This is a genomic window from Streptomyces sp. NPDC043876 (assembly GCF_056435825.1).
Genome location: NZ_JBWKDV010000003.1, coordinates 178,611 through 194,706, shown reverse-complemented (window position 1 = coordinate 194,706; position 16,096 = coordinate 178,611). Strand labels below are relative to the sequence as shown.

General features: G+C 73.2%; 13 protein-coding genes, 1 tRNA gene and 1 riboswitch. Of the genes, 9 read left to right on the top strand and 5 right to left on the bottom strand.

The window, feature by feature from the left end; all coding sequences use genetic code 11:
• Positions 1-54: 54 nt before the first annotated feature.
• The 5 genes from AC0693_RS10275 to AC0693_RS10255 all read left to right on the top strand — a co-directional run bounded on the left by AC0693_RS10275 (position 55) and on the right by AC0693_RS10255 (position 7,377).
• A complete protein-coding gene (locus AC0693_RS10275) occupies positions 55-1,206 on the top strand; it encodes a Gfo/Idh/MocA family protein (protein WP_478801469.1) in 1,152 nt (383 codons plus the stop codon).
• Positions 1,203-2,357, top strand: a complete 1,155-nt coding sequence (locus tag AC0693_RS10270; protein WP_478801468.1) for a dihydrodipicolinate synthase family protein — start codon at positions 1,203-1,205, stop codon at positions 2,355-2,357. The genes AC0693_RS10275 and AC0693_RS10270 overlap by 4 nt, the downstream gene beginning before the upstream one ends.
• The gene (locus tag AC0693_RS10265) at positions 2,354-3,187 is read left to right on the top strand and encodes a sugar phosphate isomerase/epimerase family protein (RefSeq protein WP_478801467.1); all 834 of its coding nucleotides are present in this window, start codon (positions 2,354-2,356) and stop codon (positions 3,185-3,187) included. The genes AC0693_RS10270 and AC0693_RS10265 overlap by 4 nt, the downstream gene beginning before the upstream one ends.
• 86 nt (positions 3,188-3,273) lie before the next feature.
• Positions 3,274-5,667, top strand: coding sequence for a polysaccharide lyase 8 family protein (locus AC0693_RS10260; RefSeq protein ID WP_478801466.1), 2,394 nt, complete (start codon positions 3,274-3,276; stop codon positions 5,665-5,667).
• Between the two features lie 75 nt (positions 5,668-5,742).
• Positions 5,743-7,377: a N,N-dimethylformamidase beta subunit family domain-containing protein gene (locus tag AC0693_RS10255; RefSeq protein ID WP_478801465.1), complete on the top strand. Its 1,635-nt coding sequence runs from the start codon at positions 5,743-5,745 to the stop codon at positions 7,375-7,377.
• A 17-nt stretch (positions 7,378-7,394) separates the two neighbouring features.
• Here AC0693_RS10255 and AC0693_RS10250 read toward each other — a convergent pair whose 3' ends face one another.
• The gene (locus AC0693_RS10250; RefSeq protein ID WP_478801464.1) at positions 7,395-7,949 is read right to left on the bottom strand and encodes a DUF3291 domain-containing protein; all 555 of its coding nucleotides are present in this window, start codon (positions 7,947-7,949) and stop codon (positions 7,395-7,397) included.
• Positions 7,950-8,251: 302 nt separating this feature from the next.
• Between AC0693_RS10250 and AC0693_RS10245 the strand changes: the two genes are divergently transcribed.
• Positions 8,252-8,647, top strand: coding sequence for a VOC family protein (locus tag AC0693_RS10245; RefSeq protein ID WP_478801463.1), 396 nt, complete (start codon positions 8,252-8,254; stop codon positions 8,645-8,647).
• 55 nt (positions 8,648-8,702) lie between these two features.
• Here the strand turns inward: AC0693_RS10245 and AC0693_RS10240 are convergent, their stop codons facing one another.
• From AC0693_RS10240 to AC0693_RS10225, 4 genes are all read right to left on the bottom strand, one after another.
• A complete protein-coding gene (locus AC0693_RS10240; protein WP_469315715.1) occupies positions 8,703-9,491 on the bottom strand; it encodes an ABC transporter ATP-binding protein in 789 nt (262 codons plus the stop codon).
• Positions 9,488-10,549, bottom strand: a complete 1,062-nt coding sequence (locus AC0693_RS10235; RefSeq protein ID WP_469336222.1) for a FecCD family ABC transporter permease — start codon at positions 10,547-10,549, stop codon at positions 9,488-9,490. The genes AC0693_RS10240 and AC0693_RS10235 overlap by 4 nt, the downstream gene beginning before the upstream one ends.
• Positions 10,513-11,541, bottom strand: a complete 1,029-nt coding sequence (locus AC0693_RS10230) for an ABC transporter substrate-binding protein (RefSeq protein ID WP_478801462.1) — start codon at positions 11,539-11,541, stop codon at positions 10,513-10,515. Before AC0693_RS10230 ends, AC0693_RS10235 begins: the two co-directional genes overlap by 37 nt.
• A 36-nt stretch (positions 11,542-11,577) precedes the next feature.
• Positions 11,578-11,710, bottom strand: a riboswitch (cobalamin riboswitch).
• Between the two features lie 94 nt (positions 11,711-11,804).
• A tRNA-Trp gene (locus tag AC0693_RS10225) sits at positions 11,805-11,877 on the bottom strand.
• Positions 11,878-12,022: 145 nt separating this feature from the next.
• Here AC0693_RS10225 and AC0693_RS10220 point away from each other — a divergent pair.
• The 3 genes from AC0693_RS10220 (at position 12,023) to AC0693_RS10210 (ending at position 16,018) form a co-directional block, all read left to right on the top strand.
• Positions 12,023-12,598 (top strand): DUF4352 domain-containing protein, encoded by a 576-nt coding sequence (locus AC0693_RS10220; protein ID WP_478801461.1) that lies wholly within the window; start codon positions 12,023-12,025, stop codon positions 12,596-12,598.
• Positions 12,599-12,792: 194 nt separating this feature from the next.
• A complete protein-coding gene (locus AC0693_RS10215) occupies positions 12,793-14,127 on the top strand; it encodes a glycoside hydrolase family 18 protein (protein ID WP_478801460.1) in 1,335 nt (444 codons plus the stop codon).
• A gap of 256 nt (positions 14,128-14,383) precedes the next feature.
• Positions 14,384-16,018 (top strand): sigma-70 family RNA polymerase sigma factor, encoded by a 1,635-nt coding sequence (locus AC0693_RS10210; RefSeq protein ID WP_478801459.1) that lies wholly within the window; start codon positions 14,384-14,386, stop codon positions 16,016-16,018.
• The last annotated feature ends 78 nt before the right edge of the window (positions 16,019-16,096 follow it).

The following is a 16,096-nucleotide window of genomic DNA, read 5'->3' as shown; positions in this document are numbered from 1 at the left end:
ACACAGTGAAAGCGCTTTCTATCGAGCACCGGCAGCACGGAGAAGGAGGTCACCATGGAGCGCAGGACGATCAAGATCGCCATGAACGGCGTGACGGGGCGGATGGGGTACCGCCAGCATCTGGTCCGTTCCCTGCTCGCGCTGCGCGAGCAGGGAGGGCTGGACCTGGGCGACGGCACCGTGCTCTGGCCCGAGCCGGTGCTGGTGGGCCGCCGGGAGGCGGCGCTGCGCACCCTCGCCGAGCGGCACGGCCTGGAGCACGTGAGTACGGACCTCGCTGCCGTCCTCGCCGATCCCGAGGTGGAGATCTACTTCGACGCCCAGGTCACCAGCGCCCGCGAGGCGGCTCTGGCCGAGGCCATCACCGCGGGCAAGCACGTCTACTGCGAGAAGCCGACCGCGCTCACCTTCGCGTCGTCCCTGCGGCTGGCCGGGCTCGCCGCGTCCGCCGGGGTCAAGCACGGCGTGGTCCAGGACAAGCTGTTCCTGCCCGGTCTGCTGAAGCTGAAGAGGCTGATCGACGGCGGCTTCTTCGGGGAGGTCCTCTCCGTGCGGGGCGAGTTCGGCTATTGGGTCTTCGAAGGGGACTGGCAGCCCGCCCAGCGGCCCTCCTGGAACTACCGCTCGCAGGATGGCGGCGGCATCGTCGCCGACATGTTCCCCCACTGGGAGTACCTGCTGCACGAACTCTTCGGGCCGGTCCGCACGGTGCAGGCACTCACCCGCACGCACATCGGCCGCCGCTGGGACGAGGACGGCAAGCCCTACGAGGCCACGGCGGATGACGCGGCCTACGGCATCTTCGAGCTGGAGGGAGGGGCCGTCGCCCAGATCAACTCCTCGTGGGCGGTGCGGGTCCACCGGGACGAGCTGGTGGAGTTCCAGGTGGACGGTACCCACGGTTCGGCGGTGGCGGGTCTGCGCGACTGCCGCGTCCAGCACCGGGCGGCGACCCCCAAACCCGTCTGGAATCCGGACCTGCCGCAGACCGAGCCGTTCCGGGCCCAGTGGCAGGAGGTTCCGGACAACACATCCTGGGACAACGGGTTCAAGGCGCAGTGGGAACTCTTCCTCAGACACGTCGTGCGGGACGAGCCCTGGCAGTGGGACCTGCTCGCCGGAGCGCGGGGGGTGCAGCTCGCCGAGCTGGGCTTGCGCTCCTCGGCGGAGGGCCGGCGGCTGCCGGTTCCGGAGGTGGCGCTGTGAGCATCCGACTGCCCTCGGCGGACGGCGGGCTCCGCGTCTACGAGCCCTGCGCCGACCCGTTGGAACCGCTCGCCTTCCTCCCGGCCCGCAGCCGCCGGTTCTACTCCGCCGCACATGTGGTCGCCGATCCACTGGCCGCCTGCGCAGTGGGCCCGCCCGCGGTCGACTGGGGGAGCACGCTCGCCTTCCGACATCGGTTGTGGGCCCAGGGACTCGGGGTGGCCGAGGCGATGGACACCGCGCAGCGCGGGATGGGGCTCGACTGGCCCACCGCCGCGGAGTTGATCCGCCGCTCCGCAGCGGACGCCCTGGCGGTGGGGGGCCGGATCGTCTGCGGGGCGGGTACCGACCAGCTTCCCCCGGGCAGGCACACCCTCGCCGTGATCACCGCCGCCTATGAGGATCAGCTGGCCCACGTCGAGGCGTGCGGCGCCCCGGCCGTCCTGATGGCCTCGCGGGCCCTCGCCGCCGCGGCCCGAGGTCCGGAGGACTACCTGGAGGTGTACGGGAGGCTCTTGCGCCAGAGCGCCCGGCCGGTGGTCCTGCACTGGCTGGGCCCCATGTTCGACCCCGAGCTGACCGGCTACTGGGGGCACCAGGACCTGGACGACGCGACCGACGTCTTCCTGAAGCTCATCGCCGAGCATCCGGAGAAGGTGGACGGCATCAAGGTGTCCCTGCTGGACGCCGGCCGCGAAGTGGACATCCGGCGGCGGCTGCCCGCCGGGGTGCGCTGCTACACGGGCGACGACTACCACTATCCGGAACTGATCGAGGGAGACGAGCACGGCGCGAGTGACGCGCTGCTGGGCATCTTCGACCCGATCGCCCCGCTGGCCGCGCGGGCCGCCTCGGCCCTCGACGAGGGAGATCCGGTGCGGTTCCGGACACTGCTGGACCGCACGGTGGGCCTGGCGCGGCACGTGTTCGCCCCACCGACGCGCTACTACAAGACCGGGGTGGTCTTCCTGGCCTGGCTGGCCGGACACCAGGACCACTTCACGATGCTGGGCGGGCTCCAGTCGGCCCGCTCCCTCCCCCATCTGGCCACCGCCTACGAGGAAGCCGATCTGCTGGGTCTGTTCCCGGATCCGGAGCGGGCGGAGCGCCGGATGCGCCGTCTCCTGGCGGTCCACGGGGTGGCGTCGTGACGGGGGCGCCGGCTCGGCTGAGCCTCAATCAGGAGACGATCCGGCAGTGGTCGGTGCCCGAGCTGGTGGCCGGATGCGCCGCCGCGGGGGTGACGGCGGTCGGGTTGTGGCGCGATCCGGTACGGGCCTTCGGGGTGCGGGAGACCGCGAAGCTCGTCGCGGACGCCGGGATCCGGGTCAGTTCGCTGTGTCGCGGCGGGTTCTTCAGCGCCGCCGAACCCGGGGAACGGGCGGCCGCGCTCGAGGACAACCGCCGGGCCGTGGTGGAGGCGGCGGAACTGGGCGCCGACGTGCTGGTGCTGGTGTCGGGCGGGCTGCCCGAAGGGGACCGGGACCTGGTGGGGGCTCGGGAGCGGATCGCCTCGGTCCTGAGTGAGCTGGCGCCGTGGGCGGCCGCCCACGGGGTGCGGCTGGGCATCGAGCCGCTGCATCCGATGTTCGCCTCGGACCGCTGTGTGGTCTCCACCCTCGGCCAAGCGCTCGACCTCGCCGAGCTGTTCCCCGCCGAGCAGGTGGGGGTGGTGGCGGACGCCTACCACGTGTGGTGGGACGAGCGGCTCCCCGCCGAGCTGCGCAGGGCGGGTGAAGGCGGGCGGATCGTGTCCGTGCAGGTGGCGGACTGGGTCACGCCGCTCCCCGAGGGCGTACTGCTGGGGCGTGGGCAGCTCGGCGACGGATGCATCGACCTGAGGTCCTTCCGCGAGCTGGCCGACGCGGCGGGTTACCGGGGGGCGGTCGAGGTGGAGATCTTCCAGCCGGGTCTGTGGGCCCGGGACGGCGCGGAGGTGCTGCGGGAGGTGATCGAGCGCTACCGCGCCCATGTCGAGTGACCGATCGGCCGATGGCCCTGGAACGGCGATTCGGCGATTCGGCGATTCTGCGATTTGACGGATCCACGGACCGAAAGGAGTTGGCGATGACGGATTCATGGAGTCGGCGTGCCTTCCTCTCCACCGCGGGCGGCGGTGCGTTCCTCCTCGGGGCGCCCGCCGGACGGGCGGCCGCCGACGCGGCGGGGGATGTCCACGACGGCATGCGGGCGGTGTGGCGCGGCCTCGTCCTGGGCGGTGATCCCGACATCGCGGCCGAGCCGTTCCGCTCCCGGCTGGCCGCGCTCGGCGACATGACCGGGGGCTGGATGGCCGCCATGGCACCGGGTCCCGGTTCGCTCTGGCCCGACCTCGGGTTCTCCACGGATCCCGAGATGCTGATGCAGAGCTACTACCGGCTGCGGACCATGGCGGAGGCCTACGTCCGGCCCGGGACGGGGTTGACGGGCTCTGCGGCCCTGCGTACGGCACTGCTCACCGGACTGGACCACCTCCACGCCCAGGCCTACCACGCGGGACGGGCGCCGTACGGCAACTGGTACTGCTGGCAGATCGGTGCACCGCAGGCGCTGCTGGACCTGTGCGTGCTGCTGTACGAGCAGTTGTCGGCGGAGCGGATCGCCGATTTCTGCGCGGCCGTGGACCACTTCGTGCCGGACAGCGCGGTCGGTGCGTACAGCGGGACGAGTACCGGCGCGAACCGGGTGGATCTGTGCCGGGTGCTGGCGGTGCGCGGCGTGGTCGGGAAGCAGTCGGCCAAGATCGCCCTGGCCCGGGACTCCCTCGCGCCGGTCTTCCCCTACGTGACCGCTGGGGACGGTCTGTACCGCGACGGGTCGTTCATCCAGCACTCCTGGGTGCCGTACACGGGCACGTACGGTGCGGTGCTGCTCGGCGGCCTGGGCATGCTGGCCGGGGTGCTGAAGGGGACGCCCTGGGCCCTGACCGATCCCGGGGCGCAGATCGTTTTCGACGCGGTGGAGCGGGCGTGGGCCCCCTTCCTCTACAACGGCCTGATGATGGACTGCGTCTCCGGCCGGGCGATCAGCCGGGGTCTGGCCGCGGCGGACGTCCGGCAGGTGCGGCAGGACGACCACGCCCGGGGCCACGCGGTGCTCGCCGGGATCGTGCTGCTCGGAGAGGGAGCGAGCGCCGCCGAGCGGGCCCGCTGGCGGGCGCTGGTAAAGGGGTGGATGGCGCGCGATTACTACAGCCGCCCGCTCGCCGACGAGTCCCTGCCCCTGGCTTCCTTGATCCGGCTGGCCGCGGTCGCGGAGGACCCGGCGGTCCTGGCCGCGCCGGAGCCGGTCGGCCACCGGGTGTTCGGCGCGATGGACCGGGCCACGCACCGGCGGCCCGACTGGGCGGCGTCCCTCTCCATGGCCTCGCGGCGCATCGCCCACTACGAGACGGGCAATGGGGAGAACTTGCGCGGCTGGCACACGGGCAGCGGAATGCTCTCCTGGTGGGGCGCCACGTACGGGAACGGGCAATACGCCGATGCCTTCTGGCCGACCGTGGACCCCTACCGGCTGCCCGGGACCACCGTCTCGCGCAAGGTGCTGGCCGACGGCGCGGGGGGCGACTGGGGGGCCTCCCGACCGGACGCGGTGTGGGTGGGCGGCTCCACGGACGGGGAGTTCGCCTCGGTGGGCCAGCACCTGCGAGGGCTGTCCAGCACTCTCACCGCCCGCCTGTCCTGGTTCTTCCTGGCCGACACGATCGTGTGCCTGGGCGCGGGGATCCGGGCCACGGACGGCGCCGTCGTCGAGACCGTCATCGACAACCGCAATCTCGGGCCCTCCGGTACGCACGCACTGACGATCGGTGGCGCGGTCCAGCCGGCGAACCCGGGCTGGTCCGCGGCCTTCCCCTCGCCGGGCTGGGCCCACATCGCGGGGTTCGGCGGGTACGTCATATCGGGGGCGGGCGCGTTCCGGGCCTTGCGGGAGCAGCGCAGCGGACGGTGGAGCGACGTGAACCGGAGCGGTTCCCCCAGCGTGCTGACGCGCCGCTACCTGACCCTCTGGTACGACCACGGAACCGATCCCACCGCGGGGTCGTACGTCCACCAGATACTCCCGGGCGCCACCCCGGCACAGACCGCGGCGCGGGCCGCCGCCCCCGGCTGGTTGACCGTCCTGGCCAACTCGGAGGTGGCGCAGGGCGTGCGCGTCCCGTCTGTGGGATTCACCGGGGTGAACCTCTGGCAGGCGGGGACGGCCGGTCCGGTGGAGGCGGGCGGACCGTGCTCGGTGACCATCCGGGAAAGGGCGGACGGGACGGCGAGGGTCCGGGTCTGCGATCCGTCCCGGACCCGGACCGCCTTGACCGTGGTGTGGCACCGGCCCGTCACCGGGGTCCTCTCCCGGTCCGCGGGAGTGGTGTCGGCCGCCCCCGGCGCCGTATTGCGGCTGGAGTTCGCCGATCTCACCCGCTCGGCGGGGGCCGCCGAGGAGGTGATGGTGCGTCTGGGCTGAGGAACCGGGGGGCGCGAGAACACGTCGTCCTGCCCGGTTCGAACACACCCGAACGGGTGACATACCGTGCCCTTCATGGATCAGCAGCACATCGCCGGGCACGGCGAAGGAGCGGGCAGGCGACGGTTCCTCACGATCGCGACGGGCGCGGCCGCGGTGGCCGGACTCGGCACCGCGGTGGCGGGCTGCGCGCAGGGCGCGGACTCCGCCGACGGCCCGGGCGGGGGCCGTGCGCCGGGCGGCGGCCCGAAGCCGTCGGGTTCCGCCGGTTCCGGGGGGACGGCGGGGGCGCACGCCTTCGACGTCAAGGCCGAGAACGCGCGGCCGGGCAACGCCGACTGGGCCGTGACCAAGGCGGGACCCGCGCGGGCGATCGAGGGCTTCGCCGACCGGGTGAGCGTCCTCGCGGGTGAGTCGTTCGGGCTCCACGTGTCGACCACGGCACCCCGGTTCACCGTCTCCGCCTACCGGATGGGCTGGTACGGCGGAGCGCGGGCGCGTCTGGTGTGGCGGTCGCAGGCCATCACCGGTGCCCGTCAGCCCGAGGCCTCGGTGGAGCAGGGCACGCGGATGGTGCGGGCCCGGTGGGCGCGGACCACCACCGTCGAGACCAAGGACTGGCCGGAGGGCAGCTACCTGCTGCGCCTGGACGCGCAGGGCGGCGAGGGCCAGCGGTTCGTCCCGGTCACCGTGCGGTCGGCCACGACCAGGGGCCGCACCGTCATCGTCAACGCGGTGGCGACCTGGCAGGCGTACAACAAGTGGGGCGGGTACAGCAGTTACGACGGCCCGAGCGGCGGCTTCGCCTCCCGTTCCCTGTCGGTGACCTTCGACCGGCCGTACGAGTACGACGACGGCGCGGGGCTGTTCCTGGTCTACGAGGCCCCGCTGATCGCCCTGGCCGAGCGGCTCGGCATACCCCTCGCCTACACCACGACCACCGACGTGGCCCGCGAGAAGCGCCTGCTGGAGGGGGCCACGACGGTCGTCTCGCTCGGGCACGACGAGTACTGGTCCCCCGAGCAGCGCGCGCACATCACGGCGGCCCGGGACGCGGGGAGCAACATCGCGATACTCGGCGCGAACTGCTGCTACCGCCGCATCCGCCTGGAGGAGAGCGACCTCGGCCCGGACCGCACCGTCGTCTGCTACAAGACGTCCTACGCTCAGGACCCGGGCTTCACCCGGGGTCACCCGGCCACCGTGGACTTCCGTTCCGCGCCCGGGGCGGACCCCGAGAGTTCGCTGCTGGGCGTGATCTACGACGGCTACCCGGTGGACGCCCCGTACGTGGTGACCAACCCGGGGCACTGGCTCTTCGAGGGCACGGGCGTGAAGCCCACCGACCGTTTCCCGCACCTGGTGGGAGTGGAGTACGACAAGGTCAGCACCGGTTTCCCGACGCCCCGGCCGATCGAGATACTGGCCCACTCCCCCGTGGTGTGCGAGGGCCGGCCCAGTCACCAGGACACCGCCTACTACACGACTCCGAGCGGCGCCGGCGTGTTCGCCACCGGGACGATGCGCTGGGTCGAGGCCCTCGACGCGAAGGGTGACGGGCGCGGCGGCGCCAACCACGGGCTGGACGCGCGCGCCGGGGCGCTGACGACCCGGGTGACGGAGAACCTGCTGCGGGTGTTCGCGGCGGGCCCGGCCGGCCGGACGCATCCGGCCCAGGACAACGTCAAGGCGGTGTACGGCGGTGCGTGACCGCGCCGACCGGCGACTCAGCGCGCCCGGTCGCGCTGCGGCCCGGTGCCGGTGCACGGAGTCCCCTCCGGGGTGAACGAGTGCCGGAAGGTGAAGGCGTGCGGCGCCGGGCCGTGGGCATGGAGGTGTTCCAGCCTGGAAACCCCGTCCTGCCAGGTGGGTGTCACATCGTCGGAGGTCCACCAGAACGCGTAATTCGGGTGTCCCGTCCTCTCGAACCAGTCGTGGCGCCTGTTCAGCGCCTCGCGGTGCGAACCGGTGTAGATGGCTTCGAAGGCGGGGCGCAGATCGGTCCAGAGGGACAGGGTCGCCGCCAGGGCGGTGGTTTCCGCCGTGCGGCCCTTGCCGTACCAGGCCGGCACGGCGAACTCTCCCCACGCACCCCAGTCCGCGTCGAAGAGCGCACCCCGGCCGCCGCCTTCTGCCGCTTCGGCGTGCGCGAGGTACCCGGGGTACTGGCTGATCGTCCGGTAGACGGCCTCACCACTGTCGTAGAACGCGCGGGTGAGAGGTCCGGGATCGGCGAGCGGTGAGGTCAGGACGCCGAAGGTGTACAGGGCAAGACGGGGCATGCGTCTCTCCTTGGGGACGGGCCGCTTGATGTGGAGGACGGGGATCGCCGGACGGGGAACTCCTGCGCAACCGTGGGCGATCGCCGCGACCAGGTGAAGGTAACCGCCTGGGCCGGACCTGTCGAAGTTGCGTTTCGCCGCTCCAAGTGGCCTCCCGCACCGGCTGGGCCGCCTTCGGTGCTCGGGCCGTCCGCGCTTCGCGGCGCCGACCGTTTAGGATCGTGTTCACGTCATCGCGTGCCGGTCACCGTCCGGGTGAGGCATGGAGGTGACCGTGAGGTGCCTTACGGAGGCATTCACCCATGTCGGTCGAGTTGAACCACACCATCATCCATTCCCGGGACGGCCGGGAGTCGGCGCAGTTCCTGGCGCACGTCCTCGGACTCGAAGTCGGCGCCGAGTGGGGGCCCTTCATCCCCGTCGGCACCGCCAACGGCGTCACGCTGGACTTCGCCACCGTCCCGTCCGGGACCATCACCCCTCAGCACTACGCCTTCCTGATCTCCGAGGCGGAGTTCGACGCGTCCTTCGCGCGGATCCAGGCCGCAGGCGTCCCGTACTTCGCCGATCCGATGCAGAAGCAGCCCGGCGAGGTCAACCGCAACGACGGTGGCCGGGGCCTGTACTTCCTGGACCCGTCCGGGCACGGAATGGAAATCATCACCCGCCCCTACGGCAGCGGCGCGACCCCGCAGTAAACCGCGCCGGGCGGGTCCGGGGACGGCCGTCCCCGGACCCGCCCGGACCGCCCGCTCACGGCAGATAGACGATGTGCGGCGCCCCCGTCGTCGGGTGGACCTGGATGCGCGTGCGCACGCCGTACACCTCGGCCAGGAGTTCCTCCGTCAGCACCTCGCCCGGCGGCCCCGAGGCCACCGCGCGGCCCGCGTCCAGGACGTACAGCCGGTCGCAGAAGGCCGCGGCGAGGTTCAGGTCGTGCAGGACCAGCAAGGCCGTGGCGGGCAGGTCCCGGACCAGGCGGAGGACGTCCAACTGGTAGCGGATGTCGAGGTGGTTGGTGGGCTCGTCGAGCGCGAGCAGGGCGGGGTCCTGGACGAGGGCGCGGGCCACCAGCGCGCGCTGGCGCTCGCCGCCGGACAGTTCGTCGAAGCGGCGGGCGGCCAGGGCCTCGGCGCCGACCGTCGCCAGCGCTGCGGTGACGCGCCGGGCGTCAGCCGGCCCGTCCTGTTCCCAGAACCGCTTGTGCGGACCACGCCCCATGGCCACCACCTCGCGCACGGTCAGCCCGAAGGTGCCGCTCGCGTCCTGCGGCACGACCGCCACCCGCCGGGCCCGCTCCTTGACGCCCAGAGTGGCCGCGTCCACGCCGTCCAGGAGCACCCGGCCTGCGGTGGGCCGCAAGGTGCCGTAGACGCAGCGCAGCAAGGTGGTCTTGCCGCTGCCATTGGGACCGACCACGCCGACCGTCTCACCGGGGCGGGCGGTGAGGTCGATGCCGCGCAGCAGGGTGTTCCCGTCGACCTCGTAACGTACGGCCTCGGCCCGCAGTTCCAGCGGCGCGGAGGTCACCGGCGCCGTCATCCGGCCACCCCCTCGGAGCGGCCGGAACGCCGCAGCATCCACAGGAAGAACGGCCCGCCGATCAGCGCGGTGACGACGCCGACCGGTATCTCCTCGGGCGCGGCGGCGGTACGGGCGACCAGGTCGGCCAGCGTCAGGAACACGGCCCCGCCCAGCGCGGCCACCGGCAGCAGTGCCCGGTGCCCGGCTCCCACGACCATCCGGGCCGCATGGGGAACCATCAGCCCGACGAACCCGATCGCGCCGCTGAAGGCGACCAGCACCCCGATGACGAGAGAGGCCAGCACGAAGGCGGCGGCCCGGAAGCGTCCGGTGTCGAGTCCCAGGGTGCGCGCGTCCTCCTCCCCCGCGAGCAGCAGGTCGAGCGGCCGGGCGAGGGCGAGCAGCAGTCCGGTCCCCACCGCCAGGACCACGGCGGCCACGGCCAGTTGGTCCCAGCGCGCCCCGCCGAGGCCGCCGAGCGTCCAGAAGAGGATGGACCGGACCTGCTCCGCCCGGGCCGAGAGGACCAGCGCGAGGCTGGTCAGCGCGGAGAGCACGTACTGGACCGCGACGCCGGCGAGGATCAGCCGCCCGGTGGTCATGGCGCCGCCGCGCCGGGCGAGGGCGTACACCGTGACGAGGGCGCCGAGCGACCCGGCGAAGGCGGCGAGGGGCAGGGTGACACTGGTCGCGACGCCCGCCCCGAGGCCGAGCACGATGACGGCCACGGCGCCCGCCGAGGCGCCGGAGGACGCGCCGAGCAGGAACGGATCGGCCAGCTGGTTGCGTACGAGGGCCTGCAGCACGGCGCCCGTCACGGCCAGCCCGGCTCCGACGGCCATGGCGAGCAGCACGCGCGGCATCCGCACGTCCCACACGATGGAGGCGAAGGCGCCGGGACGCGGTCCGGCCAGGACGATGTCCAGCACCCGGCCGGGAGCGATCCGCACCGGCCCCAGGGCCAGGCCCGCCACCGCGCCGCCGACCAGCGCGAGGGCGAGGAGGACGAGGACGAAGGGGGCCCGGCGGCGGTCCGCCGTCACGCGGCGTCGGGGTGCAGCCGGCCGGCCAGGGATGTGACGGCGTCGGCGACGCGCACCCCGAGGACGGCGGAGGACAGCGGAAGGACGACGAAACGGCGGTCCCTGATCGCGGGAACCCGCGCGAGGGCCGGATCGTTCACCAGACGCTGCTTCTTCGCTTCGACGCTCGTCCCGCCGTAGTCGTAGATCAGCACGGTGTCGGGCTCGCGTTCGATGACCTTCTCCCAGGACACGTCGCCGAAGGTGTCCTTGAGGTCGGCGAACACGTTCCTTCCGCCCGCGAGGGAGACGATCTCGTTGCCGATGCCGTTGCCGCCCGAGGTGAAGGCGGCGGCCTCGCCGGAGTCGTAGACGAAGACGTTCGGGCGCGCCTTGTCCTTGACGCGGGCGGTCACCGCGTCGATGCGGCGCTGCTCGTCCTCGATCAGCCTCGCGCCCCGCTCGGGCACGCCGAAGGTGCGGGCGACTTCGGTGATCTCGGTCTTCAGCTGCTCGAACCGGACCGGTCCGGGGGTGCAGTACTCCACGCTGAGCCGGGTGTTGATGCCGCTCTTGCCCAACGCGGCGCGGTCGCGGCCCTGCGCGGCGTCGAAGGCGCTGGAGTAGCCGCCGTAGACGAAGTCGGGGTCGGCGCCGAGGAGCAGCTCCTTCGAGGGGTACTCCTTCGCCAGCACCTTGATCTTGTCGTAGGCCGGCCGGTAGGCGGGCAGGACGGCGTCGTCGAGGTAGGCGGTGCCCGCCATCCGGTCCCCGAGGCCGAGGGCGAGCAGCATTTCGGTGGCGTGCTGGTTCATGGCGACGGCGCGGCGGGGCGGCGCCTTGTACGTCGTCGTCACACCGCAGTTGGTCACGGTGGACGGGAATCCCCCGCTCCCGGGGGCGGCCGCCGACCGGGTGGTTCCGTCCGGCGCGACGCCGTCGCGGGCCCCTTCGTCCGGGGTGGCGGCGCAGGCGGCGAGCGGTATCAGGAGCGCCAGGGCGGCGAGCGGGCTGAGCGCGCGCAGGGCGGCGCGGAAACGCGGCATGGCGAAGCCTCTCCGGGGGATCCTCGTCCCCTGGTCGAAGTGAAGAGGCGGCGCGTCAGTGTCTGACTCCCGGGCCGCGAGGGCCCGGTCACAGTGGCGGGACCGTACCGGTTTCACACCGGTTTCCTGGTCCGCGCCGCCCGGGTAACCCGGCCGAGTCTGCCAGACCGGCCGCGCCCGGGCCATCGGCGGGGCGCGTCGGCACCACGCGAAAGCCCAGGGGGAGCGGGCTCCCACCTGGGCTGTGGCGGATCTTCTTCGTGCAGGGGCGGCAGGACTCGAACCTACGGCATTTGGTTTTGGAGACCAACGCTCTACCAACTGAGCTACGCCCCTCCGGTGGAACCAGCTTCGCACGCGGCGGGCGGATGATCCAATCACTTCCACGATGTGGTCGCCCGGCCCGTGGGAACCACGCGGGTGGCGGGGCACGGAGAAGGGACGGATGGTGGAGGTGTCCCGTGCCCGAGGAGGTCCCGCCGTGCGCCGTCTCCGGTCCCCCCTGGCCACCCTCGCGCTCGCCGTACCGGTCCTGCTCGGTCTCGGCGCCGGGCCGGGGACGACGGCCGCCGGACTCATGGCGACGGCCGCCGCCGGGCCCGGGGCAACCACCGTCAGCGGGCCCGTGGCGACGGCCGCCACCGACCCCACCGGCGAGACCATCGCGCTCCGCGGCAACCGCCCGGGCGAGCTGCTCGACGTCACCCTCGTCGCCGTGACCGACCCGGCGGCCCCGCGCGCCGCGCACGCCCTGCGGGATCCGGCCGGGCGCCTCGTCGCGGTCGAGTTCCGCCTGCTCAACACCGGTACAGCCGCTTACGCCGACCCGCCGCGCAGCGGCTCGTACCTCCTGGACGCCGACGGTGAGCGCCATCCCGGCGTGGCGTTGCCGACGACGGCCGGGGCCGAGTTCCCCGAAGGACGGTCCCTGGCGCCCGGCGACTCCGCCACCGGCTGCGTCACCTTCGAACTGCCGCAGGACGCCCGCGCCTCGGCCGTGCAGTTCGCACTGAACAGCGGGTCCGCCGACGACATCGGCCAGTGGAGCCTGCCCTGAGCCGGACCGCCGGCCGCCCGACCCCGCGGCACGTACGCCACCTGCACCCCTGACCACGCCCGCCACCCGCGCCCTTGACCACATCGGCCGCCCGCCCCCTTGACCACTCTGGTCCAGACCAATAGCTTCCGGATGCACAGCACGCGCACAGCACGGCTCAGGAGCACCACTCCCCGCATCCGCAAAGGAAGCCCATGCGCCGCAGTACGCTCGGCAGGCTGGCCGCCGCCGCCTGTTCCCTGTCCCTCCTGGCGGCCATCGCGCCCGCCGCAGGAGCCGCCACCGCCCCTTCCGAGGGCGGCTCCGGTCACGGACGCGCCTACCACCGCGTCGGATACTTCACCCAATGGGGCGTCTACGGACGCGACTTCCAGGTCAAGAACCTCGAAACGGGCGGCGCCGCCGCCAAGCTCACCCACGTCAACTACGCCTTCGGCAACATCGGCGCGGACGGCACGTGCTTCACCGGCAACGTCCCCGGCGAGGCCGACGCCTGGGCGGACTACGGCCGTCCGCTCGACGCCGCGGGCTCGGTCGACGGCGTGGCCGACACCTGGGACCAGCCGCTCGCCGGCAATTTCAACCAGCTGCGCGAGCTGAAGGCCCGGCATCCGGGCCTCAAGGCACAGATCTCCCTGGGCGGTTGGAGCTGGTCCACGCACTTCTCGGACGCCGCCCGGACACCCGCCTCGCGCAAGGCGCTCGTCGCGTCCTGCATCGACCTCTACATCAAGGGCAATCTGCCGCAGGACGGTGCCCGCGGCGGCGCGGGCGCGGCCGCGGGCCTCTTCGACGGGATCGACCTCGACTGGGAGTGGCCGGGGTCGGCCGGGGACACCGACACCACCCACCGCCCGGAGGACAGGCGCAACTTCACGGCGCTGGTCCAGGAGTTCCGTACCCAGCTCGACGCCTACGGGCGGACCCAGAAGAAGAAGTACCAGCTGACCGCCTTCGTCCCGACCGCCCCCGCCAAGATCGACGCGGGCTTCGAGGTCCCGAAGATCATGCGGAACCTGGACTTCGTCACGCTCCAGGGTTACGACTTCCACGTCTCCGGCGAGAAGACCACCGCCCAGCAGTCGGCCCTGTACGCGCGGAACGACTTCAGCGTCGACGGGACGGTGGACGCGTGGCTGCGGCGCGGGGCACCCGCGGGCAAGCTGGTCATGGGCATGCCTTTCTACGGTCAGGGCTGGACCGGGGTCACCGGCGGCGGCGACGGCATGGGCCGCCCGGCGACCGGGCCGGCGCCCGCGACGTGGTCCGCCGGGTACGAGGACTACAAGGCGCTGAGGAAGCTGGCCGACTCCGGCGCGTACACCCTGCACCGGGACCGCCGGGCGGGCAGCGCGTGGCTCTTCGACGGCACGACGCTGTGGACCTACGACGACCCGCAGGTGCTGCGCACCAAGACGGCGTACATCCGCGAGCACGGCCTCGGCGGCGCGATGTTCTGGTCGCTGGACGGCGACACGGCGGACGGCGAGCTGATGACGGCCGTGGACCGGGGGCTGCGCGGCCACTGACCCGACGGCCGGCGGGGGCCCCGGGTGGCGCGAACCGACACCCGTCCGGCACCGGCCCCCGCCCCGGGAGAGGGTCCCCCGACCGGCCGCGCGGCCGGCCCCGGGGTCCCTCCGTCGGCCCCTTCCATCGGCCCCCCGTGCGCCCCCCGCCCCCTTGTGCGAGAGAGTGCTCACCGATAAGTGTTATCGGGGCCCCGCTCGGCGGTCTCCCAGGTATTGGGCACCATCGACCGCCGGTACGGACAGGGATCATCACATGAGTACTCAGCACATCGCAGCGCTGGTGTCGGCCGCCCGCGCGGGCGATCCGGGGGCGCAGGACGAACTCGTCGGCGCGCACCTGCCGCTCGTCTACAACATCGTCGGCCGGGCCCTGAACGGCTCCGTAGACGTGGACGACGTGGTCCAGGACACCATGCTGCGCGCCCTCGACGGCCTGGGCGGGCTGCGCTCCGACGAGAGCTTCCGGTCGTGGCTGGTGGCGATCGCGATGAACCGGGTACGGGCGCACTGGCAGGCCCGCAGCACCGGACCCGACGCGAGCGGGCTGGAGGCGGCGCGGGAACTGGCCGATCCCGGCGCCGACTTCGTGGACCTGACCGTCGTCCAGCTGAACCTCACCGGGCAGCGGCGCGAGACGGCACGGGCCACGCGCTGGCTGGAGCCGGACGACCGGGCGCTGCTGTCGCTGTGGTGGCTGGAGTGCGCGGGGGAACTCACCCGGGCGGAGGTCGCGGCGGCGCTGGAGCTGTCCCCGCAGCACACCGCGGTCCGCGTGCAGCGGATGAAGGCGCAGCTGGAGTCCGCGCGGGTGGTCGAGCGGGCGCTGGACGCCCAGCCGCCGTGTGAGGCCCTGCGCGCCGTGGCGGCCGGCTGGGACGGGCTGCCGTCGGCGCTGTGGCGCAAGCGAATAGCGCGGCACGCGCGGGAGTGCGTGCGCTGCGCGGGCCTGTGGAACGGCCTCGTCCCGGCGGAGGGGCTGCTGGCCGGGCTGGCGCTGGTCCCCGTGTCGGCGGCGGTGCTGGCCGCGGTCCGCCAGGCGAGCACGGTTCCGGCCGCGTTCGCGTACGACGCTCCCTCCCCCGGCGCCGCGAAGGGCCCGGGGGCGCACGCGGCCGGTGCGCGCCATGACGCGGGCCGCGGTGCGTCCCGCAAGCGGCGGCGCACGCGCCGCAGGGTCATCGCGGGCGGTGTGGTCGTTGCCTGTATGGCCGGTGGTGGGGCGCTGTACCTCGGGGGCGCGCTGCCCGGCTCGGGCGAGACCGGGACGACCGCCGCCGCTCCCGGCGCGCCGCTGGCCGCGCTCTCCACGACGGGGGCGGTCGTCCCCTCCGCCTCCGCTTCGGGTTCTCCGTCGGCCTCCGCCTCTGCGTCCGCCTCGCCCTCTCCCTCGGCGTCGGCGTCCTCCTCCGCTTCCGCCTCGGCCTCCGCATCGACTTCGGCCTCGGCGAGCGCGAGCGCGAAGCCGACCCCGAAATCCTCGGCTCCGCGTCCGGCGGCCGCCGCGCCGCAGGGGACCGTGGCCCAGGTGATCGCGCTGGTCAACCAGGAGCGTGCGGCCGCGGGCTGCGGCCCGGTCAAGGACGACGCGCAGCTGCGCGCCGCCGCGCAGGACCACTCGGACGACATGGCGGACCGGGACTTCTTCGCGCACAGCAACCCCGACGGCGCCGACCCGGGCAAGCGGATCACCGCCGCCGGGTACCGCTGGTCGACGTACGGCGAGAACATCGCGATGGGCCAGCAGACGCCCGCCTCCGTCATGGACTCCTGGATGAAGAGCCCGGGGCACCGCGCGAACATCCTCAACTGCTCGTTCAAGGACCTCGGGGTCGGCGTCCGCCAGGGGGCGGGCGGTCCGTGGTGGACCCAGGACTTCGGCGCCCGCTGACGTTCCGCAGCAGCCCTGACGCTCCCCGGCCGGCGCCGGCGGGACGCGCTCGCCCGCGTCCCGGAGCGTTCCGCGGCA